This is a genomic window from Enterobacter wuhouensis (assembly GCF_035835995.1).
In the GTDB taxonomy this organism is placed as follows: Bacteria; Pseudomonadota; Gammaproteobacteria; order Enterobacterales; family Enterobacteriaceae; genus Enterobacter; species Enterobacter wuhouensis.
In genome coordinates, this window is sequence record NZ_CP142124.1 from 4,501,618 (window position 1) to 4,521,991 (window position 20,374).

Annotated in this window: 20 protein-coding genes; 6 read left to right on the forward strand and 14 right to left on the reverse strand. The window is 57.6% G+C overall.

Features of this window, described 5'->3' with window-relative positions; translation table 11 throughout:
* The first annotated feature begins 2 nt into the window (after positions 1-2).
* On the forward strand, positions 3-605 hold the full coding sequence (gene acpT, locus VPX56_RS21520; RefSeq protein WP_326468816.1) for a 4'-phosphopantetheinyl transferase AcpT: 603 nt from the start codon (positions 3-5) through the stop codon (positions 603-605).
* Here the strand turns inward: acpT and arnF are convergent.
* The 8 genes from arnF to VPX56_RS21560 all read right to left on the reverse strand — a co-directional run bounded on the left by arnF (position 556) and on the right by VPX56_RS21560 (position 8,886).
* The gene (gene arnF / locus VPX56_RS21525) at positions 556-960 is read right to left on the reverse strand and encodes a 4-amino-4-deoxy-L-arabinose-phosphoundecaprenol flippase subunit ArnF (protein WP_263610854.1); all 405 of its coding nucleotides are present in this window, start codon (positions 958-960) and stop codon (positions 556-558) included. The genes acpT and arnF overlap by 50 nt on opposite strands.
* Complete coding sequence (gene arnE / locus VPX56_RS21530; protein ID WP_131635194.1) at positions 957-1,295, reverse strand: 4-amino-4-deoxy-L-arabinose-phosphoundecaprenol flippase subunit ArnE; 339 nt, start codon at positions 1,293-1,295, stop codon at positions 957-959. The genes arnF and arnE overlap by 4 nt, the downstream gene beginning before the upstream one ends.
* Entirely contained in the window at positions 1,292-2,947 is a 1,656-nt protein-coding gene (arnT, locus tag VPX56_RS21535; RefSeq protein WP_326468822.1) for a lipid IV(A) 4-amino-4-deoxy-L-arabinosyltransferase, read from the reverse strand. The genes arnE and arnT overlap by 4 nt, the downstream gene beginning before the upstream one ends.
* Positions 2,944-3,846 (reverse strand): 4-deoxy-4-formamido-L-arabinose-phosphoundecaprenol deformylase, encoded by a 903-nt coding sequence (arnD, locus tag VPX56_RS21540; RefSeq protein ID WP_326468824.1) that lies wholly within the window; start codon positions 3,844-3,846, stop codon positions 2,944-2,946. Before arnD ends, arnT begins: the two co-directional genes overlap by 4 nt.
* Positions 3,843-5,825: a bifunctional UDP-4-amino-4-deoxy-L-arabinose formyltransferase/UDP-glucuronic acid oxidase ArnA gene (gene arnA, locus VPX56_RS21545; RefSeq protein ID WP_263610850.1), complete on the reverse strand. Its 1,983-nt coding sequence runs from the start codon at positions 5,823-5,825 to the stop codon at positions 3,843-3,845. Before arnA ends, arnD begins: the two co-directional genes overlap by 4 nt.
* A complete protein-coding gene (arnC, locus tag VPX56_RS21550) occupies positions 5,822-6,805 on the reverse strand; it encodes an undecaprenyl-phosphate 4-deoxy-4-formamido-L-arabinose transferase (protein ID WP_131635239.1) in 984 nt (327 codons plus the stop codon). Before arnC ends, arnA begins: the two co-directional genes overlap by 4 nt.
* A gap of 1 nt (position 6,806) precedes the next feature.
* The gene (gene arnB, locus VPX56_RS21555; RefSeq protein WP_326468826.1) at positions 6,807-7,946 is read right to left on the reverse strand and encodes a UDP-4-amino-4-deoxy-L-arabinose aminotransferase; all 1,140 of its coding nucleotides are present in this window, start codon (positions 7,944-7,946) and stop codon (positions 6,807-6,809) included.
* Positions 7,947-8,379: 433 nt separating this feature from the next.
* Positions 8,380-8,886 (reverse strand): phenolic acid decarboxylase, encoded by a 507-nt coding sequence (locus VPX56_RS21560; RefSeq protein WP_131635199.1) that lies wholly within the window; start codon positions 8,884-8,886, stop codon positions 8,380-8,382.
* A 99-nt stretch (positions 8,887-8,985) separates the two neighbouring features.
* Between VPX56_RS21560 and VPX56_RS21565 the strand changes: the two genes are divergently transcribed.
* Positions 8,986-9,846, forward strand: a complete 861-nt coding sequence (locus VPX56_RS21565; protein WP_131635200.1) for a LysR family transcriptional regulator — start codon at positions 8,986-8,988, stop codon at positions 9,844-9,846.
* Positions 9,847-9,900: 54 nt separating this feature from the next.
* A complete protein-coding gene (locus VPX56_RS21570) occupies positions 9,901-10,695 on the forward strand; it encodes an SDR family NAD(P)-dependent oxidoreductase (protein WP_326472165.1) in 795 nt (264 codons plus the stop codon).
* Between the two features lie 6 nt (positions 10,696-10,701).
* On the opposite strand, the gene VPX56_RS21575 is transcribed toward VPX56_RS21570, so the two are convergent.
* Positions 10,702-11,229: an NlpC/P60 family protein gene (locus VPX56_RS21575; protein ID WP_131635201.1), complete on the reverse strand. Its 528-nt coding sequence runs from the start codon at positions 11,227-11,229 to the stop codon at positions 10,702-10,704.
* A 239-nt stretch (positions 11,230-11,468) separates the two neighbouring features.
* Between VPX56_RS21575 and VPX56_RS21580 the strand changes: the two genes are divergently transcribed.
* Positions 11,469-12,131, forward strand: a complete 663-nt coding sequence (locus VPX56_RS21580; protein ID WP_131635202.1) for an HAD family hydrolase — start codon at positions 11,469-11,471, stop codon at positions 12,129-12,131.
* A 60-nt stretch (positions 12,132-12,191) separates the two neighbouring features.
* On the opposite strand, the gene VPX56_RS21585 is transcribed toward VPX56_RS21580, so the two are convergent.
* A complete protein-coding gene (locus VPX56_RS21585; protein ID WP_131635203.1) occupies positions 12,192-13,217 on the reverse strand; it encodes a TerC/Alx family metal homeostasis membrane protein in 1,026 nt (341 codons plus the stop codon).
* Between the two features lie 103 nt (positions 13,218-13,320).
* Complete coding sequence (locus VPX56_RS21590; RefSeq protein WP_326468834.1) at positions 13,321-14,520, reverse strand: BaiN/RdsA family NAD(P)/FAD-dependent oxidoreductase; 1,200 nt, start codon at positions 14,518-14,520, stop codon at positions 13,321-13,323.
* 228 nt (positions 14,521-14,748) lie between these two features.
* On the opposite strand from VPX56_RS21590, the gene pitA reads away from it, so the two are divergent.
* On the forward strand, positions 14,749-16,248 hold the full coding sequence (gene pitA, locus VPX56_RS21595) for an inorganic phosphate transporter PitA (RefSeq protein ID WP_263610846.1): 1,500 nt from the start codon (positions 14,749-14,751) through the stop codon (positions 16,246-16,248).
* A 54-nt stretch (positions 16,249-16,302) separates the two neighbouring features.
* Here pitA and uspB read toward each other — a convergent pair whose 3' ends face one another.
* Positions 16,303-16,638, reverse strand: a complete 336-nt coding sequence (gene uspB / locus VPX56_RS21600; protein ID WP_003861224.1) for a universal stress protein UspB — start codon at positions 16,636-16,638, stop codon at positions 16,303-16,305.
* 283 nt (positions 16,639-16,921) lie between these two features.
* On the opposite strand from uspB, the gene uspA reads away from it, so the two are divergent.
* Complete coding sequence (gene uspA, locus VPX56_RS21605; RefSeq protein WP_003861223.1) at positions 16,922-17,359, forward strand: universal stress protein UspA; 438 nt, start codon at positions 16,922-16,924, stop codon at positions 17,357-17,359.
* Between the two features lie 66 nt (positions 17,360-17,425).
* Here uspA and rsmJ read toward each other — a convergent pair whose 3' ends face one another.
* Complete coding sequence (rsmJ, locus tag VPX56_RS21610) at positions 17,426-18,190, reverse strand: 16S rRNA (guanine(1516)-N(2))-methyltransferase RsmJ (protein WP_131635206.1); 765 nt, start codon at positions 18,188-18,190, stop codon at positions 17,426-17,428.
* A 7-nt stretch (positions 18,191-18,197) separates the two neighbouring features.
* Positions 18,198-20,240 carry an oligopeptidase A gene (prlC, locus tag VPX56_RS21615; RefSeq protein WP_326468839.1) on the reverse strand — a complete coding sequence of 681 codons (2,043 nt, stop codon included), beginning with the start codon at positions 20,238-20,240 and terminating at the stop codon, positions 18,198-18,200.
* Between the last annotated feature and the right edge of the window lie 134 nt (positions 20,241-20,374).

Below are 20,374 nucleotides of genomic sequence, written 5' to 3' on the forward strand. Positions count from 1 at the left end.
ATATGTACCAGGTTTTTCTGGGAAAAATCTCCTCGCTGAGCACCGATCGCTGGGCCGAGGCCCTCTCCCGACACGCTCCGGAAGGCGCGCGCCGCGCCCGCTGGCTGGCCGGTCGCGGTTTGCTTTCACGTCTCTTATCCCCCCGGCCCTTGCCAGAGATTGTTTACAGCGAACAGGGAAAGCCCGGCTTTGCCAATGATTACCCGCTGTGGTTTAGCGTTAGCCAGTGTGAAGACGATATTGCGCTGATCGTCAGCGATGAAGGGAGCGTAGGCTGCTCGCTGGAGCAGATCCGCTACCAGGACAACTGGCGCACGCTCGCCAATGCCGTTTTCAGCAATGCCGAACATCGCGAGCTGGAACATGAGACGCCGGAAAGCCAGCTGGACGCATTCTGGCGCATCTGGACGCGGAAAGAGGCCATTGTTAAACAGCGCGGCGCGCACGCCTGGCAAATCGTCAGCTTTGATAGCGCTGCCAGCGAACTCCATTCGGTCAGCCAGTGTCAGGTGGGATCGCTGAGCCTTGCGGTTTGCACCGCCACGCCTTTTGAGCTTACGACGTCCCGGGTCCATTCCCCTGACGAGGCGCTGGCCGGAAGATAGTCAGTACGCCAAGAATGATAAATCCAACCCCCGCCAGCCCGAGCCAGGAGAAGCGCTCTCCAGAGCCGGGCAGCAGGATAGACGTTCCCCACACCAGGATGTAGCTGAGGCTCAGCAGGGCGTAGGCTTTGCTGAGCGCCATCCGGTGCAGGGCCAGATACCAACACCCCATCGACGCCACGTATCCCATCAGCCCCAGCAGCAGCGCGCCGGTACCCGGTGAGAAATGCAGCAGCGCGGAGATAAACGCGTAAACGTCGCCGACGGGCGGCAGCGCCACCATGGCAGAGCGCAGCAGCAGCTGTGCCACGCTGACCAGCCCGACGCTGCACAAGGCCCAGAACGCACCCTTCACAGGCTTCCTCCCAGCAGGATAATCCCGATGATGATAAACCCGACGCCCAGCCAGTGGTGCGGGGCGACCTTTTCATGCCAGATGGCCTTCGCCGCCAGCGTGACCCAGACAAAATTGAGGCTCAGCATCGGGTAGGCAATCCCGACGGGAAGCTGCTGCAACACCGCCAGCCAGACCAGCATACCGCAGCCGAGCGCCAGCAGGGCAAGACCAAGCCACAGCATGATATGCGCGCTACGCCGTCCGGCTTTCGCCGGACGCGTCGCCTGTTTCTGGCACAGCTGCCCCGCGCAGCTCAGCAGGCTTGCCAGTATCAGCCCGATCCAGGTCATCACTGCGGCAGATACTGCAGGTAGGCCAGACGCCCCTGAACGTACAGGCTATCCGGTTTGGGCAGGTTTGCGCGCGCAAGGTCGTCGTTCTTCGACAGCAGGATCACCAGCGATATTGTCCCCTGCTGACGATGCTCATCCAGCCATTGCGTGAAATCCGCCTTGCCCACAAAACGCCCCTTTACGTCCGGGAAGTCCAGACCGTATCGCAGTTCGCCGCTCTGGCCGAACAGAATGATGTCATTGCGCTTTAGCTCCCACGCAAGCCCCGACGCCAGCCCCACGTTATTCGCGAGGACGAAGGTGCTCTGCGCCAACGGAGAACGCACGGTATCCACCAGCGACTGCGGCTGTTTTGAATCCACCACCAGGTTGGGGATGGCAAACCCAATCAGCAGGGCAAGACCGGCCGGACACAGCGCCGCCAGCCACCATCGCTGCGGGCTTCGTTTAAGCGTAAACCAGCCCACGGCAGCCCAGATGAGGAAAGCCATGACCGCACAGAAGACTTTATACAGCTCGACCGACGTCCAGACCGGATGTTTGGTTAGCCCCCACGGCGAGACGACCAGCGCGGCTATCACGCCAATCGCCCCGAACGCCAGGTTGATGCCGCCGTTTATACGCAGCACTTTTGCCCCTTTATCCGCCGCGCTGACGGCATAGCGGGCCATCAGGATCGCCAGTGGCGCGAAGCACGGCAGGATATAGGTTGGCAGCTTACCTTTGGCAATGCTGAAGAAAATCAGCGGCATCACCACCCAGCCGAGCAGGTATATCCCGCCGCCCGCGTGGTGACGCTCGCGCCAGCCCAGACGCAGTGCGCCCGGCAATAGCGCCAGCCAAGGCAAACTGCCCGCAATCAGGAACGGCAGGTAATACCAGAACGGCGCTTTATGCTGGGCATCGCTCTGGGCGAAGCGCTGAATATGTTCAACCCAGAAGAAGTAGCGCCAGAAATCCGGTTCGCGATGGGCAATCGCCAGCCCCCAGGGCAGAACGATTAACACGCAGCTCAGGATCGCCAGCCAGCCAAATATCAGCACCTCTTTCCAGCGCTTCTGCGCTATCACCCACGGCAGCACGCCAATCACCGGAACCGCCAGCGCCAGGAAACCTTTGGTCATCACGCCCATACCGCAGGCAAGACCAAGCAGCACGTAGCCCCCCGCCTTTCCGGCTACCGTTTTGGACTGCGAAGCCAGCCAGAAGCTGCACATGGCGGCCACCAGCCACAGGGTGATGATAGGGTCCAGTACGGCATAGGTGCCGATGCCGTAGACGAGGAAAAGCGTCAGGAAGATAAGGCCGGAGAAGATCGCCACGCGCTTATCCTGCCAGAGACGCCAGGCCATCCAGATAACCAGCAGCGCCGTTAGCCCGGTAGAGAAAATTACCCCCGCGCGCACGGCAAAATTGGTCTCGCCAAAAAGCAGCTGCCCGATGCTGTTGATCCAGTAGCCGGCAATCGGCTTTTCAAAGTAGCGCAGCCCCAGGAAGTGCGGGACAACCCAGTCTCCCGACGCCAGCATTTCGCGGCTGATCTCCGCATAACGCGTCTCATCAGGCTGCCATAGCAGGCGGATATCGACCGGAATTACGTAGTAAACGATAAACAGTGCGAGAAGCGCTACGCCATAACGGGCTGTTTTCATGATACCGGGCTCACGGTTTGTTGATAGCCAAGCCAGCCTTCCCGGCCAGCCATGTCATTGCGCACAATTTTGCCCACGGGCAGCGTGCTGAGATCGTCCGGCAATAGTTCGCTGAGCGTGCAGAACTGAATGCCCTCTTCAGCCGCCATCGTCAGCAGCGCGTCAAAATCATGCTGATAGGCGATCCCTTCTACTTCGGCGTGGATCGTATACACCGGCGTTCCCTCATCGCGGTGGATGCGGTCCAGAATATAGCGGTTAAATCCCTCGGCGCTCACCTCGCGTCCAACCACTTCATCCCAGGTCGGTAGCGTGACCGGGATTTGCACCGCACCCAGCCTGCTTTCCCCTATTTGCGGTAAAAACGGGCCGGTACCGCGGCAATCGCTGTTATAGCGAAACGCGAACGGCTCCTTGGCCTTAACCACCCGCTGATCGGCACGCCAGCCCGCCACGGCAGAGCAGGTCACGGGCTGGCGGATAATGGCTTCAAGCTCCATCACCCCGCGCTCCACTTCACGCGTCAGGCGCGGAATATCCCAGACGCCAGCCCAGGCCTGCCAGGCATGGTGATCCCAGGCATGCAGCCCGATTTCATGATGCTGCGCCGCGTCGCGGAGAATATCTTCATTCCCCGCGCCGATGCGCCTGCCGGGCCAGGCGGTACCGGCCAGCAGAATATCCCAGCCGTAGAGGGATGCCGCGCGCGAGCGCAGCATTTTGAACAGAAATGCCGGTTTAACCAGACGCCACAGGTGGCGTCCCATGTTGTCTGGCCCCACGCTGAAGAAAATGCTGGCGCGCACGTCGTGCTTGCTCAGCAGTTCCAGCAGCCTGGGCACGCCGTCACGCGTCCCCCGGAAGGTGTCGACATCAATGCGTAAACCGACTTTTTTCATGAGGTCTGTTCCGACAGCTCCACGGTGCGCAGGAAGAAATCGAGCGTTTCATCAATGGTCTGATCCATCTTAACGGTCGGCGTCCAGTTCAGGCAGCGCTTCGCGTTGCGGATGCTTGGCTTGCGGTGCTCAACGTCCTGATAGCCTTTTCCGTAGTAGCTGCTGCTTTCCACTTCACGGAAGCCGGCAAACGGCGGGAACTTGTCGCGCAGCGGATGGCGCTCAAAGCTCGCCAGCAGCATCTCGGCCAGTTCACGAATGCTCGCTTCGTTTTCCGGGTTACCGATGTTGACGATCTGGCCGTTACAGCGGTTGTCTTTGTTTTCGATGATGCGGAACAGCGCTTCGATACCGTCGCTGATATCGGTAAAGCAGCGCTTCTGCTTGCCGCCTTCGATGAGCTTGATCGGCGAGCCTTCTACCAGGTTCAGGATCAGTTGGGTGATGGCGCGCGAGCTGCCGATACGCGCCGCGTTGAGGTTATCCAGACGCGGGCCCATCCAGTTAAACGGACGGAACAGGGTAAAGCGCAGCCCCTCTTTCTCGCCGTAGGCCCAAATGACGCGATCCAACAGCTGCTTGGAAACGGAGTAGATCCAGCGCTGTTTGTTAATCGGCCCTACCACCAGGTTGGAGGTATCTTCATCGAAGTTGTTGTCGGTACACATGCCGTACACTTCGGAGGTGGACGGGAAGATGATGCGCTTATCGTATTTCACGCAGTCGCGGATAATCTTCAGGTTCTCTTCGAAGTCCAGCTCGAACACGCGCAGCGGGTTACGGGTGTACTCAATCGGCGTGGCAATGGCGACCAGCGGCAGCACTACGTCGCATTTCTTAATGTGGTATTCGATCCACTCCGAGTGGATGCTGATATCCCCTTCCACGAAGTGGAAGCGCGGGTTCTCCAGGAAGCGGCTGATGGCGTCAGAGCCAATATCCAGGCCGTAAATTTCGTAGTTATCGTCCTTCAGCAGGCGTTCGGTCAGGTGATTACCGATAAAGCCGTTCACGCCGAGGATCAGTACCCGCGTGCGGCGCTTGATCGCCACCACCGGCGCGCTGGTGATCAGCGCGCCCGCCACCAGACCCAGAGACTGCGCCAGCTGGGTACCCTGCACGTACAGGCCATTGTCGGTTTGTCCGGTGACGATCTCCAGCGCCTGCTCGCCGCAGCTCACAATCATTGGCGAGACGGACACCACGGTGCCCGGCCTGGCGGCGGGAATGTCGTCACGCACGCGTGATTTCCAGACGATAAATTTGCTTACGCCCGCATAGCTGTACGCGCCCGGCCACGGATCGGTCACGGCGCGGACCAGGTTGTGCAGCTGACGCGCCGGTTTGTTCCAGTCCAGACGGCCATCTTCTGGCGTACGGCGGCCAAAGCAGCTTGCCAGGCTCTCATCCTGTGCGGTTTCGCTGAAGGTGCCGCTAAGAATTGCCGGCAGCGCGTCGCGAAGCAGCGCGTGTGCCGCCGCATTCAGCTTGTGGTGCAGCTGGAGCGCGGTTTCATCGGCATCGATAGCCACTTTTTGCTGCGCCACGATAGCGCCCGCATCGGCGCGGCGCACCATACGGTGCAGGGTGACGCCGGTTTCGGTTTCGCCGTTCACCAGCACCCAGTTCAGCGGCGCGCGGCCACGGTAGGCGGGAAGCAGGGAACCGTGCAGGTTAAATGCGCCTTTTGCCGCCACGCTGAGGATGTCGTCACTCAGCAGATTGCGGTAGTAGAAAGAGAAAATGACATCAGGCGAAAGCTGCTGAATACGGTCCACCCACAGCGGGTGGTTCACGTCTTCCGGCGCGTACACCGGAATCCCGCGCTCTGCGGCAATACGCGCCACGGATCCGAAGAAGTTATTCTCTCCGGCAGCGTCCGGGTGGGTAAAGATGGCAGCAATATCATAGCCTGCTTCCAGCAGGGCCAGCGTGCCCGTGCACCCCATATCGTGATAGGCAAATACAACAGCTTTCATGGGTGAATTTCCTCTTGAGACGCTTTGTGTTCCTGACGGACAACACGTTGAATAAAGTAGCGCGGACGTGCGCGAACATCGTTATAGATACGGCCGATGTACTCACCGAGCAGGCCCATCCCAATAAACTGGGCGCCGATGAACATGAACAGTACGGCAAACAGCATAAAGACCCCTTCCGCCGCCCACTGGGGGCCAAAGACCAGCCGCAGCACGACCAGCAGAACGGAGAGCGCAAATCCGGCCACGGCAATGATGCTGCCGAAGACGCTCAGCAGACGCAGCGGCGTGGTGGTCAGGCAGGTGATCAGGTCGTACATCAGGTTGATGAGACGCATAAAGCTGTACTTCGACTCGCCGTGCTCGCGCTCGGCGTGCAGCACCGGGATCTCCGTCGCCTTACGGGCAAAGGTGTTTGCCAGAATAGGAATGAAGGTGCTGCGTTCGTGGCAGTGCAGCATCGCATCGATAATGTGGCGGCGATAGGCGCGCAGCATGCAGCCGTAATCGCCCATCGCTTTACCGGTGGTACGCTGAATCAGTCGGTTAATCGTGCGCGAGGCCAGCTTGCGGAACAGGCTGTCCTGGCGGTTCTGGCGTACCGTGCCGACCACGTCATAGCCTTCATCGGCTTTGGCGACCAGGCGCGGGATCTCTTCCGGCGGATTTTGCAGATCGGCGTCCAGGGTGATGATCAGATCGCCCGTTACGTGGCTGAATCCAGCCATGATCGCCGAATGCTGGCCGTAGTTGCGGTTGAGCAGCACGGCAACGATATGGCTACCTTCCGCCTGGGCGGCTTCGGTCAGCATCATTGCGGATTCGTCGCTACTGCCGTCATCCACCAGCAGAATTTCGTAAGCCTTGCCCAGGGTGTCGCAGGCGGCGGTTGTGCGGCGGATCAGTTCGGGCAGGCTTTCCTGCTCGTTATAGACCGGGATTACCACGGAAACTTTTTGTACAGGCGGTGCGCTGAACATATCAATTTCCTGCAAGCTGATGGAGTGCGGTAATGACGCGGGTTGTGTCGTCATGAGTCATGTCCGGGAAAAGAGGGAGAGAACAAATACGCGCGCTATTCCATTCAGAGTTCGGGAGCGATACATCTGGAAAACGCTCGCGGTAGTATTTTTGCGTGTGTGCCGCGCGGAAGTGCAGGCCAGTGCCGATCCCCTTCTCTTTCAGCGCCGCCATCAGGCTGTCGCGGGAGATGCCGCAGCGGGCTTCATCCACACGAATAATAAAAAGATGCCAGGCGTGCTGGTGCGGCCATGACGGAAGGGAGAGCGGCTGGAACGGCGTATCGGCAAGCTCCCGCAGGTAGCGTTCTGCGATTTCCTGACGGCGCCAGTTGGCCTCTTTCAGTTTGCCTAACTGCACCAGCGCCAGGGCGGCGTTGATATCCGCCAGGTTGTATTTGAAGCCGGGGGAGATAACCTCTGCCTGCGGCGCACGCCCGTGCGTCTGGCGATCGTAGGCATCGACGCCCAGCCCGTGAAACTTCAGGCTACGGATACGCGAAGCCAGCGCGGCGTCATCCGTCACCACTAGCCCGCCTTCGGCGCAGGTCATGTTTTTAATGGCGTGGAAAGAGAAAATCGCGGTGCCCTGCCAGCCTACGTGACGATCGTTGTAGTAGGTTCCGGCAGCATGCGCCGCATCTTCTATCACCGGAATACCGTGGCGTTCACCGACGGCGCAAATGGCGTCGATATCGCACGGCGCGCCCGCATAGTGAACCGGAATAATCGCTTTGGTACGCGGCGTAATCGCGGCGTCGACCGCCTCCGGCGTGACCATCAGCGTGTCTTTATCCACGTCGATCATTACCGGCGTCGCGCCCAGCAGCACGATCATATTCAGCGTTGAGACCCACGTCAGAGAGGGAGTTATCACCTCATCACCCGGGCCAATGCCCAGCGCCATCAGCGTGACGTGCATTCCTGCCGTGGCAGAGCTAACCGCAATCGCATGATGATTCCCCGTGAGCTGGCAGAATGCCTCTTCAAGCGCCTGATTTTTCGGCCCCGTGGTGATCCAACCCGACATCAAAACGTCCTGAAGCGCCGCGATTTCTTCCGCGCCCATCGACGGTCGCGAAAAAGGCAGAAAATCACTCATTATTAATTTCCTTGCTGTATATAAGGCGTCATTTTTTACTGCACTGTCAAAATGGGCAGCTCAGTCGATCATGCAAGATGGTTTTTAAATAAAGACCAAATAAAATTTAGTCGTTGCTTCATTTATGTCAACAAACCATCAACTAACGCAAAGTAGCGCGCTTTTCTTAGGAAAAAATTAAGACGGGGTTAAAGCACAATGAAGCCGGGATGGAGGGAGGATGAAAAATGTGTTTTACAACATAGCGATAGGAGATAATTTTATTTTTGCTTTTTTTGTGAGGCGATTCACGGCAGGACGTATAGAATTTTATTTCGCTTTCATGAAAATAATAATAAACGTAAATGAAATCTCAACAAAAATAAAATCCCGGCGGATTTCGACTGAAAGACGATACCCTCCGGGAACTTTTTATTAATGTTAATTGTCGCGCTTATTTTAGATTAGCAGGAAAATCTTTTGGCAATTCGCTGGCCGCGCAGGCAATAACGCTGTCGTCGTTGGCTCCGCAGTCTCGCACGAAGGTGATGGTGGCAAATTCATCAATCACCTCTGTCGGGTACGCCGGGCCTGCATCGCGGTAGCTGTTCATCAGCGGAATATGGTCATTCTGGAAACATACCGTTTTTTCTGGATTGTTCATCACCCAGCGCGGGAAGAAGATGGTGCCGTGGAACAGGCTGTCGCCCAGGTTCACGATCAGGCTGACGTCGGTGCCGGTTGGCTCCGTCCAGGAAATTTTATAGATGCTTTCGCCTACGCGGACGATGTACGCCTGCTGATCTTTCACCCAACGGTTACCCACCAGGCCGCTGTGAATACGGTAGTCGAGGGTGTTTTCATTTTTAACGTAAATTTCGTAGTTCCAGCCGTTATCGTAGGTATAAACCAAATGTTTACCGACGAAGCCGCTTAAATCGTGTTTATCAAAGTTGCTCATGATGTGTCTCCTTTGTGTTGATGAACGTATCGTACCCCTTCAAAAAATGAATGAATAACGCTATGTTTGAATCAAATTAATTCAAAATTTAGATATGCCATGCACAAAACAACCCTTGAGCAATGGTCATTACTGGAAAAAGTGGTCGAGGCCGGCAGCTTTGCCAAAGCGGCAGAGCAGACCAACCGGAGCCAGTCTTCCGTGAGCTACAACCTCTCTTTGCTGCAGGAACGCCTGGGCGTCGCGCTGCTGGTGGCGGAAGGACGACGGGCGGTGCTGACGCCCGCGGGAGAACTGCTGTTAAATCAGGTGAAGCCGCTGCTGAAAGCCTTCTCCTACGTCGAAACGCGAGCCGCGACGCTGAAGAGCGGCGCGCGCACCCGCATCGATCTTATGGTAGACAGTATTTTCCCGCGCCGCCGACTGTTCGCCATTTTAAGAGAGTTCCAGCAGCGCTATCCGCAGACCCAGGTGCGGCTCACCGAGGTGCTGGAAAACACGCGCGCCGACGCGCTCAACGATGAAGCCGACGTGATGGTTCTTACCCGCCGACAGGACATTACCGGCCTGGGCGAATGGCTGATGAACGTTGATTTTGTCGCCGTTGCCCATCGGGATCACCCGCTGTTCAGCCTCGATGCGCCGCTAAACGACGAGCTGCTCCGCCCGTGGCCGCTGGTTCAGATTGCGGACAGCCAGCCCGCCGCCCGCCCTGCCGGCGAGTCCTGGACGTTTTCAACCATTGATGCCGCCATCGAAGCGGTGATGTTTCAGGTGGGTTACGGCTGGCTGCCGGAAGAACGTATTCAAACCCAGCTGGAACAAGGCGTTCTGAAAACGCTGCCGCTCGGCCACGGCGTACGCCGCGCCACGCCGCTGCACCTGATCGTCAAGCGCTCCCTCGCCCCGCTGGACGATCAGGTTGAGACGCTATTGCGCCTTTTTAGCCAGGAGCCGTAACCATCAACTGCTACGCTTTAAGGTCCGAACGTTGGAAACGATAAGGACCAGATGATGAAAATCGATTTTACGGGGAAAGTGGCGCTGGTAACCGCCTCTACCGGCGGGATTGGCTTTGCTATCGCGAGGGGGCTGGCTGAAAGCGGCGCAGAGGTGATAGTGAATGGCCGCAGCACGGAGTCAGTCAACAAAGGCATCCAGCAGCTTCAGCAGGTCGTACCGGGCGTGCAGGTTCGCGCCGCCATTGCCGATCTCGGCTCGGCAGAAGGCGTTGAGTCGCTGCTGAAGGTGGCAAACAACGTCGACATTCTGGTGAATAACGCCGGGATATACGGCCCGCAGGATTTTTACGACACCGATGACGATACCTGGGAGCGCTACTGGCAGACCAACGTGATGTCCGGCGTGCGTCTCTCCCGCGCCCTGCTGCCGGGCATGATGCAAAAAGGCTGGGGACGCGTGGTGTTTATCTCATCCGAGTCGGCCTGCAATATTCCCGCAGACATGATCCACTACGGCGTGACCAAAACCGCACAGCTCTCCCTGGCGCGCGGGCTGGCGAAGTTCGCGGCGGGGAGCGGCGTGACGGTCAACAGCGTATTGCCAGGCCCAACGATGTCGGACGGCTTCGCCGAAATGATGAAGGACGAAGTCGAGAAAACCGGCAAATCGCTGGAACAGCTGGCGAAAGAGTTTGTGATGGCTAACCGCCCAAGCTCGGTCATCCAGCGTGCCGCCACGGTAGAAGAAGTGGCCAATATGGTGGTCTATGTCTGCTCAACGCAGGCCTCCGCCACCTCCGGCGCGGCGCTGCGCGTCGACGGTGGCGTGGTGGACGACATCATCTGATGTCTGTCAGGCTGCACTGCCGGCAACCCGGCGGGCGGTGATGTAGTGCTCTTGCCAGTAATCGTCGGTCAGGGTGGACACCGTTACGCCCTGGCTGCTCGAGGCGTGAATAAACTGGCTATCACCAATGTAGACGCCTACGTGCCTGCGGTGCGGACCGGTCTGGAAGAACACCAGATCGCCCGCCTTCAAACGATACTGCGCCACCTGCACGCCGCGGTGGATCTGTTCGCCCGTCGTGCGCGGCAGGTTCAAATGGGCCGCATCGCTAAACAAATGCTGCATCAGCGCAGAGCAATCCACCCCATGGTGCGAGGTGCCGCCCCACTGATAGTGGGTGCCTTTCCACTTCTGATACTGGTCAAGAATGCGTGAGCGAAGCGGGCCGGTTTCCTGATGCAGCAGCGCAGCCCTGGCAGGCGATACCGCCAGCTCGCTGTTGGTCGACAGCATTGACGCGGGCAGTTGAAAACTCAACGCGGAAAAAGAGACAAAACTTAACGAGAGTATTGAAATAAGCGATCTAAGAGTCATATCAAGATAGAAGAAGCGAGTGATTTTTTCCTTACCAGTGGGGCCAATGTTCCCCTGAAATATCTTTCGATGTGGCGATAATATAGGCAGCTCACTTTTCAACCAATATTTATCGAGTCTGTTTTTGGACTGCTCCGCCAGGTCGCAAGAATGAGAAAAAAATGTACCCGATTGCAGGACTGTCGGGGTAAAGCAGGTAAACTAATCAGCAGAATGTGTATTTCAGCTAAGACGTATTTATGACCAATATGATTGCCGACGAGACAGTGGCGAAATCCAACGTGCTTTCTGTCTTTGACTTTGATGGAACGCTGACGCACCACGACAGCTTTATTCCCTTCCTGCGCTTTGCTTTCGGCAAACGTTACTTCGCCGGTCGACTGGTGCGTATGGCGCTGCCAACGCTCCACTGCGTGCGCCGCAAGCTGACGCGCGACGAGCTGAAGGAGGTGCTGATTAAAACGTTCCTGACGGGCGTGGATGAACACTGGTTACGCCAGCAGGCAGAAGCCTTTTGTGAAAAATACTGGACCAGGCTGATGCGCCCTGAAGGCGTGCTGGCCGTTGCGGCTGAGGTGAATTCCGGTGCGGAAGTGACGATCTGCTCCGCTTCTCCGGCGCTGGTGCTCCAGCCGTGGGCCGATAAGCTCGGCATTAAGCTGATTGGCACGCAGTTGGAAGTGAAAAACGGCAAGCTGACCGGGCGCATCACCGGCAACAACTGCCGCTGCGCCCAGAAGGTGGCGAGGCTGGAAAAGGTGTACGGCAATCTGAACGAATACCACCTGCGCGCCTGGGGCGATACCCGCGGCGATCATGAACTGCTGGCCGCAGCGCAAGATCCGCACTGGCGTCACTTTCATCATCCGCGCAAGCGCCGGAATTCACCGATTAAGGGTTAGGTGCGGTCTGGTGCCCTCACCCCGGCCCTCTCCCACAGGGAGAGGGAGACAAACGATATATCAGGCAGTACGTTTCCCCGGGAACATCACGCTCGCAATAATCCCCAGCGCCAGCACGCCCAATACCACAAACAGGCTGGCCGTCGCGCCAATGCTGTAACCGTGATGCCAGAAGTGATCGGTGGCATTCAGCCCCAGCTTGAAGGCCACGAAGAACAGCAGCAGCACCACCGCTTTCTCCAGATGCACCAGATACTGCTTCAGCGCCTCCAGCACGAAGTACAGGGTACGCAGGCCGAGGATGGCAAACATCATTGCGCTGTAGATAATCAGCGGCTCGCGGCTCACGGCGATAATGGCCGGTACGGAGTCAAACGCGAACATCACGTCGGAGAGTTCCACCACCGCCACACAAAGCAGCAGCGGCGTCGCGTAGCGCTTTGCCTTTTTCACGCGTCCAACCATCACGTCCTGGTTTTCCGGCTTCTCCAGCTCTGCATCAACCTCTTTCTGCGTCAGAATAAAGGCATTGCTGCTGATTTTCGGCCACACGGGATAGAAGCGCTTCACCAGACGATACGCGAGGTGTCCGGAGTAATCTTCAACTTCGTCGCTCTCTTCGTTACGCTTGAGCATCATCACCGCCGTCCAGCCGACGACCAGCGCGAAAATCACCTCGACGTACGGCCCCAGGCTCAACAGGCTGGTGCCGATCGCCACAAAAATACCGCGGAAAACAATCGCCCCCAGCACGCCCCAGTAGAGGACGCGGTGACGATACTTATCCGGCACGCCGAACCAGGCGAAGATCGCCATCATCACGAACAGGTTATCTACGGAGAGCACCTCTTCCAGCGCATAGCCGGTGAGGAACAGGCTCGCCATTTCAGCGCCGTGGTGAACATAGAGGAATCCGGCGAAGGCCATCGCCATCATGACCCAGAAGATGGACCACATCGCCGCGCTTTTTAGCGAGACAGGCTTATCGTGGCGGTGCATGAAGAGGTCGATAAACATCGCCCCAACGGCCATCACGACAAAGACAACAACGGTTTCCGTCGGGAAACCGAGATGAGCAGCAGACATACACAACCCTTTTTTGGAGGCAAAACACAGCACCATGCAGACTGGCCGGGGCCAGTAGAGAAAAGCGTACCTTTAAGAAAAGCGGCACGCTAAAAAATCAATATTAACCGTTCTTTTCTGCCAGCGCCTGCGCACACGCCCAGGCGCTGGCCCACGCCCACTGGAAGTTATACCCGCCGAGCCAGCCGGTGACGTCCATGACTTCGCCGATAAAGTACAGCCCCGGCACGCTGCGGGCTTCCATGGTGCGCGAGGAAAGCTCGTGCGTGTCGACGCCGCCCAGCGTCACTTCCGCCGTGCGGTAGCCTTCGGTGCCGTTTGGCTGCACGCGCCAGTTCGTGAGCGTCTCGACCAGCGCGTCCTGCTCGCGACTGTTAAGCTGCTTGAGCGACACATCCGGAATCTGCCCTAGCACCTGCAAACATTCCACCAGACGCTTCGGCAGCTGCATCGCCAGCGTGTTTTTCAAACTTTGGTTCGGATGCGCCGTGCGCTGTTCGTTGAGAAACGCGTCCAGATCGCAGTCCGGCACCAGATTCACCGTAACAAACTCACCCGGCTGCCAGTAGCTGGAGATTTGCAGCACCGCCGGGCCAGAGAGGCCGCGATGGGTAAAGAGCAGGTTTTCGCGGAACACCGTACCGTCTTCGGCGGTGATGACCGATGGAACCGAGACGCCAGAAAGCGTCTGAAGCTGTTCCAGAAGCGGTTTATGCAGCGTAAACGGCACCAGGCCCGCGCGCGTTGGCAGCACCTTGAGGCCAAACTGTTCGGCAATTTTATAGCCGAACGGAGAAGCGCCAAGCCCCGGCATGGACAGGCCGCCGCTGGCGATCACCAGGCTCTCGGCGCTAACGGTTTCACCGTTTAGCTGTAGCGTATAGCCCTGCTCGTCGCGCGAAACCTCCAGCACCTCAGTGCGCAGGCGCATCGTCACGCCGCCCTTCTCGCACTCGGCCACCAGCATATCGACGATCTGCTGCGCGGAGTCGTCGCAGAACAGCTGGCCCAGGGTTTTCTCGTGCCATGCAATACCGTGCTTGCCCACCAGGTCGATGAAATCCCACTGGGTATAGCGCGCCAGAGCAGATTTACAAAAATGACGGTTCTGGCTCAAATAGGCTGCCGGTTCCACATAGAGATTAGTGAAGTTGCAGCGTCCGCCGCCCGACATCAGGATCTTGCGGCCAGGCTTTTTACCGTTATCCAGCAGCAGCACGCGACGACCCGCCTGCCCGGCCATTGCCGCACAGAACATACCCGCCGCACCGGCGCCAATTACTACGGCATCAAACCTTTCCACGTCAAAATCCTCTTGGTTAACTGCCGCGGATTGTAAAGTTTCCTCTGTGGTCACACCAGCGTAAAAAGATATTACAAAGCCATACCGTTGAAATATAAAGAATATCCTTTCAGGCACATTTCTCAAATCAGGTGGTATGTCAAAAAAAGTCTATATTTCACTTTGCCCGTTGCGCATTTGTCCTGGATAATGCGCCGCGTTCATGTCCTCAAAATGGCGTAACGTCCTATGCTACATTTGTTTGCCGGCCTGGATTTACATACCGGGCTTTTATTATTGCTTGCTCTGGTTTTTGTACTGTTTTACGAAGCGATCAACGGCTTCCACGACACTGCAAACGCAGTAGCAACGGTTATCTACACTCGCGCAATGCGATCGCAGCTTGCGGTCGTTATGGCGGCGGTATTTAACTTCTTTGGTGTCCTCCTGGGCGGACTGAGCGTTGCGTATGCGATCGTGCATATGCTGCCAACGGATCTGCTTCTTAACGTTAGTTCTGGCCATGGCCTTGCTATGGTGTTCTCAATGCTGCTTGCTGCAATTATCTGGAACCTCGGTACCTGGTATTTCGGCCTGCCTGCATCCAGTTCTCACACCCTCATCGGCGCGATTATCGGTATCGGATTAACGAATGCCCTGATGACCGGCACGTCCGTCGTTGACGCACTTAACATCCCAAAAGTTGTTGGGATTTTCGCTTCTCTGATCATCTCCCCTATCGTGGGTCTGGTGGTTGCAGGTGGTTTGATTTTCATCCTGCGTCGCTACTGGAGCAATACCAAAAAACGCTCCCGTATTCACCTGACGCCAGCAGAACGTGAGAAGAAAGACGGCAAGAAAAAGCCGCCGTTCTGGACACGTATTGCCCTGATCATTTCCGCTATCGGCGTGGCGTTTTCACACGGTGCGAACGACGGTCAGAAAGGCATTGGTCTGGTCATGCTGGTACTGATTGGTGTCGCACCGGCAGGCTTCGTGGTTAACATGAATGCGTCCGGTTATGAAATCACCCGTACCCGTGATGCGGTCAACAACGTCGAAATTTACTTCCAGCAGCACCCTGAGCTGTTGAAGAAAGCGACCGGCGTTGACCAGCTGATCCCTTCTCCGGAAGCCGGCGCTACCACTGCACCGGGCGAGTTCCACTGCCATCCGGCAAACGCGATTAACGCGCTGGAACGTGCGAAAGGTATGCTGGGCGATATCGAAAGCTACGACAAGCTGGCCGTTGAACAGCGTGGGCAGCTGCGTCGTATTATGCTCTGCATCTCTGACGTGACCGATAAGGTCGCGAAGCTGCCGGAAGTCAGCGCTGACGATCAGCGTCTGCTGAAGAAACTGAAAGGCGATATGCTCAATACCATCGAGTACGCGCCAATCTGGATCATCATGGCGGTCGCGCTGGCGCTGGGTATCGGTACGATGATTGGCTGGCGTCGTGTGGCAACCACCATCGGCGAGAAGATTGGTAAGAAAGGCATGACGTATGCGCAGGGTATGTCCGCGCAGATGACGGCGGCCGTTTCCATCGGTCTGGCGAGCTACACCGGTATGCCGGTATCCACTACCCACGTACTCTCTTCGTCCGTGGCAGGTACCATGATTGTTGACGGCGGCGGTCTGCAGCGCAAAACCGTGACCAACATTCTGATGGCCTGGGTGTTCACGCTCCCGGCATCCATCCTGCTGTCCGGCGGCTTGTACTGGCTTTCGCTGAAGCTGATTTAATCGGTTGAAAGGCGACAAAAAGCGGGTCAGGAAACTGACCCGCTTTTTTTATGCTCAGTGCCAAATCATCAATGCAATCATACTGACCACGACCAGCCCGCACAGGGCACTGGTCAAAATGAACTGACGACGCAGGCGCTCGCAGCGACGAATAAACTCTTCATCGTGATGATCGCGGTAGCGCTGGTAGTAGATGTATCCCACCAGACGCATCTGCTTGCTGGGCTGTCCATGCGAGGTGAAGAACCCTCCACCATCCACATACTGATAAAGCAACGGATCGCAACCACGAAGTACCACTAACAGCGCACGTAACGATGAGAAGTAGCGCGCCATATTCACTATGCAAACTACGCATAACGCCCAAAACAATGCGACGGTGCTAATCATACATCCTCCCCGGCGTCCGCCCACGAAGCAAGGCTTCTGAGCTACCGCACCCCAATGCCCTGACAGACAGTTCAGTGAAAGAATGACTAAAAGTCGATCCGGTTCGCGTTTTAATATCCGAACGGCTCATTAAATAGTGTAGGAGATCCGTTAATTTTTTTGCCACAAGGTTAATCGTTATCAACACCAAAGCTTGAAAAATATGTTTAACTGGGCCGTAATGAAAGCATCAGACGACGGCTTTCCCATTTAGTCATCGATAACTTAAGGAAGGAGTAACACTATGGCTTACAAACACATTCTCATCGCGGTAGACCTCTCCCCGGAGAGCAAAGTGCTGGTTGATAAAGCGGTATCCATGGCACGCCCCTACAACGCGAAAGTTTCTCTGATTCACGTTGACGTGAATTACTCCGATCTCTACACCGGTCTGATCGACGTGAATCTCGGCGATATGCAAAAACGCATTTCCGAAGAGACGCACCACGCCCTGAGCGAACTGTCTACCAACGCAGGCTATCCGATCACCGAAACCCTGAGCGGCAGCGGCGACCTGGGTCAGGTGCTGGTTGATGCAATCAAGAAATACGACATGGACCTGGTGGTGTGCGGTCACCATCAGGACTTCTGGAGCAAGCTGATGTCTTCAGCGCGCCAGCTGATTAACACCGTTCACGTGGATATGCTGATTGTTCCGCTGCGTGACGAAGAAGACGAGTAAGTGCGTTAAATTCCCCTCACCCTAACCCTCTCCCACAGGGAGAGGGAACGATCGAGCCCCTCGCCCCTATGGGGAGAGGGGTTGGGGTGAGGGGATATAAATATCAAACCGGTGCCCTTTGGTGGTCACCGCGTTAGTCGTGGCAACGTCCGCCAGCGGCGGCGCATAGTCAGGGCGCTTCACCACCACCCGCTTCGTCGCGAGCTGACGAGCAGGCTCCAGCAGGCCATCGGCATCTAAATCCGGCCCCACCAGCGACTGAAATACCCGCATCTCTTTCTTCACCAGCGCGCTTTTCTGCTTATGCGGGAACATCGGGTCGAGATAGACCACCTGCGGGCGCGGGGAGATATCCGTCAATGCCGTCAGGCTGGAGGCATGGATCAGCTGTAATCGTTCCTGCAGCCACGGGCCGATTTCCGGGTCCGCATAGCCGCGCGCCAGCCCATCGTCGAGCAGCGCAGCGACCACCGGATTACGTTCCAGCATCCGCACGCGGCAGCCGACTGACGCCAGCACAAAGGCATCGCGCCCCAGCCCCGCCGTGGCATCAACCACGTCCGGGAGGTAGCTCCCTTTAATGCCGACCGCTTTAGCCACCGCCTCGCCGCGGCCACCGCCGAACTTGCGCCGGTGCGCCATCGCGCCGCCGACAAAGTCGACAAAAATCCCGCCGAGCTTCGGTTCGTCGCGCTTGCGTAGTTCAAGGTGCGCTGTGGTCATCACCAGCGCCATCAGGTTTTCTTCATCGTGCTCCAGCCCCCAGCGGGCCGCCAGAACAGATAAGGCGCCGTCTCCGGCGCCCGTTTCATCTACCAGGCAGATCTTCACGTAACAATCAGCCTTTGATCCCGTAATGCTCAAGCATCGCATCCAGCTGCGGCTCGCGACCACGGAAGCGTTTGAACAGTTCCATAGGCTCTTCAGACCCGCCGCGGGTCAGGATGTTGTCGAGGAACGACTGGCCGGTTTCGCGGTTGAAGATCCCCTCTTCTTCGAAGCGAGAGAAGGCATCTGCCGCCAGCACGTCGGCCCACAGGTAGCTGTAGTAACCCGCCGCGTAGCCGCCTGCGAAGATGTGGCTGAACGCATGCGGGAAGCGGCCCCAGGTTGGCCCAGGAATAACCGCGACCTGCTTTTTAATCTCGGCGAGGGTTTCAAGGATTTTCGCACCCTGCTCCGGGCTAAACTCCGCGTGCAGACGGAAGTCGAACAGGCCGAACTCCAGCTGACGCAGGATGAACATCGCCGCCTGGTAGTTTTTCGCCGCCAGCATTTTATCCAGCAGCGCTTTCGGCAGCGGTTCGCCGGTCTCATAGTGGCCGGAGATAAACGCCAGCGCGTCCGGCTCCCAGCACCAGTTTTCCATAAACTGGCTTGGCAGCTCGACCGCATCCCACGGCACCCCGCTGATGCCCGCCACGCCTGCGGTTTCGATGCGGGTCAGCATGTGGTGCAGACCGTGACCGAACTCGTGGAACAGGGTGATCACTTCATCGTGGGTGAAGAGCGCCGGTTTGCCATTCACCGGACGGTTAAAGTTACAGGTCAGGTAGGCGACCGGCTTCTGCAGAGAACCGTCGGCTTTACGCATCTGGCCCACGCAGTCGTCCATCCACGCCCCGCCGCGCTTGTTCTCACGCGCGTAGAGATCGAGGTAGAAGCTGCCGCGCAGCTCGTTTTTCTCGTCATACAGCTCGAAGAAGCGCACGTCCGGGTGCCAGACGTCGATATCGGTACGCTCTTTGGCGGTGATGCCATAGATGCGTTTTACCACCTCGAACAGGCCGTTAACGGCTTTGTTTTCCGGGAAGTACGGGCGCAGCTGCTCGTCGCTGATGCTGTAGAGGTGCTGCTTCTGTTTTTCGCTGTAGTACGCGATATCCCACGGCTGCAGCTCGTCCACGCCGAACTCCGCTTTTGCGAAGGCGCGCAGCTGGGCCAGCTCTTTCTCACCCTGAGGACGGGCGCGTTTCGCCAGATCGGTCAGGAAGTCGAGCACCTGCTGCGGGTTCTCGGCCATTTTAGTGGCGAGGGATTTATCGGCGTAGCTGTCGAAGCCCAGCAGCTGTGCCAGCTCGTGGCGCAGGGCGAGGATTTCGGCCATCACCGGGCTGTTGTCCCACTTACCGGCATTCGGCCCCTGATCGGAGGCGCGGGTGCTGTACGCGCGGTACATCTCTTCGCGCAGGGCCTGGTTGTCGCAGTAGGTCATCACCGGCAGATAGCTCGGGATATCCAGCGTTAACAGGAAACCGTCCTGCTCTTTCGCCTCGGCCTGGGCTTTTGCCGCCGCCAGCGCGCTTTCCGGCATACCCGCCAGCTCCGCTTCGTCGGTAATCAGCTTCGTCCAGCCCATGGTGGCGTCGAGCACGTTGTTGCTGTACTGGTTGCCCAGCTCGGACAGGCGAGCCGCGATTTCGCCGTAGCGAACCTGCTTCTCTTTTGGCAGGCCAATCCCGGACAGCTCAAAATCACGCAGGGCGTTATCGACCGATTTTTTCTGCGCCGCGTTCAGCTCGGCATAGTGGTCGCCGTCGCGCAGGTCGCGGTAGGCTTTGTAGAGCCCTTCGTGCTGGCCAACCCAGGTGCTGTACTCAGAGAGCAGCGGCAGGGTCTGTTCGTAGGCTTCGCGCAGTTCCGGGCTGTTTTTTACCGAGTTCAGGTGGCTGACCGGGGAGAAGATGCGCCCCAGCACGTCGTCCACTTCGGCCAGCGGCTGACACAGATTTTCCCAGGTGTACGGTGCGCCCTGCGCTACCACGCTTTCTACCGCCGCGCGGCAGTTGTCCAGCGATTGCTTAACGGCTGGAACCACATGCTCAGGGAGGATTTTAGAAAATGGCGGCAACGAAAAAGGCGTCAGTAATGGATTGGTCATAAACGCTGTCCTGTTGAAATAGGTGAATGAAGCGCGCATCCGGCGCTGTGCATATTGTTTTCTGTAATGGGGTTAAGTGTAGAGGATTTCAATGCCGGAGGTTGTCGAAAAACGCCCGGTGGCGCTGCGCTTAC

What these genes read in the sequence shown, in the direction of transcription:
- acpT (WP_326468816.1), top strand. Translation starts at nt 3, where the DNA reads ATGTACCAGGTTTTTCTGGGAAAAATCTCCTCGCTGAGCACCGATCGC.
- VPX56_RS21575 (WP_131635201.1), bottom strand. Translation starts at nt 11,229, where the DNA reads ATGACTCTTAGATCGCTTATTTCAATACTCTCGTTAAGTTTTGTCTCT.
- arnB (WP_326468826.1), bottom strand. Translation starts at nt 7,946, where the DNA reads ATGAGTGATTTTCTGCCTTTTTCGCGACCGTCGATGGGCGCGGAAGAA.
- arnA (WP_263610850.1), bottom strand. Translation starts at nt 5,825, where the DNA reads ATGAAAGCTGTTGTATTTGCCTATCACGATATGGGGTGCACGGGCACG.
- VPX56_RS21570 (WP_326472165.1), top strand. Translation starts at nt 9,901, where the DNA reads ATGAAAATCGATTTTACGGGGAAAGTGGCGCTGGTAACCGCCTCTACC.
- VPX56_RS21585 (WP_131635203.1), bottom strand. Translation starts at nt 13,217, where the DNA reads ATGTCTGCTGCTCATCTCGGTTTCCCGACGGAAACCGTTGTTGTCTTT.
- prlC (WP_326468839.1), bottom strand. Translation starts at nt 20,240, where the DNA reads ATGACCAATCCATTACTGACGCCTTTTTCGTTGCCGCCATTTTCTAAA.
- VPX56_RS21560 (WP_131635199.1), bottom strand. Translation starts at nt 8,886, where the DNA reads ATGAGCAACTTTGATAAACACGATTTAAGCGGCTTCGTCGGTAAACAT.
- arnC (WP_131635239.1), bottom strand. Translation starts at nt 6,805, where the DNA reads ATGTTCAGCGCACCGCCTGTACAAAAAGTTTCCGTGGTAATCCCGGTC.
- pitA (WP_263610846.1), top strand. Translation starts at nt 14,749, where the DNA reads ATGCTACATTTGTTTGCCGGCCTGGATTTACATACCGGGCTTTTATTA.
- arnD (WP_326468824.1), bottom strand. Translation starts at nt 3,846, where the DNA reads ATGAAAAAAGTCGGTTTACGCATTGATGTCGACACCTTCCGGGGGACG.
- VPX56_RS21580 (WP_131635202.1), top strand. Translation starts at nt 11,469, where the DNA reads ATGACCAATATGATTGCCGACGAGACAGTGGCGAAATCCAACGTGCTT.
- uspB (WP_003861224.1), bottom strand. Translation starts at nt 16,638, where the DNA reads ATGATTAGCACCGTCGCATTGTTTTGGGCGTTATGCGTAGTTTGCATA.
- arnT (WP_326468822.1), bottom strand. Translation starts at nt 2,947, where the DNA reads ATGAAAACAGCCCGTTATGGCGTAGCGCTTCTCGCACTGTTTATCGTT.
- uspA (WP_003861223.1), top strand. Translation starts at nt 16,922, where the DNA reads ATGGCTTACAAACACATTCTCATCGCGGTAGACCTCTCCCCGGAGAGC.
- VPX56_RS21565 (WP_131635200.1), top strand. Translation starts at nt 8,986, where the DNA reads ATGCACAAAACAACCCTTGAGCAATGGTCATTACTGGAAAAAGTGGTC.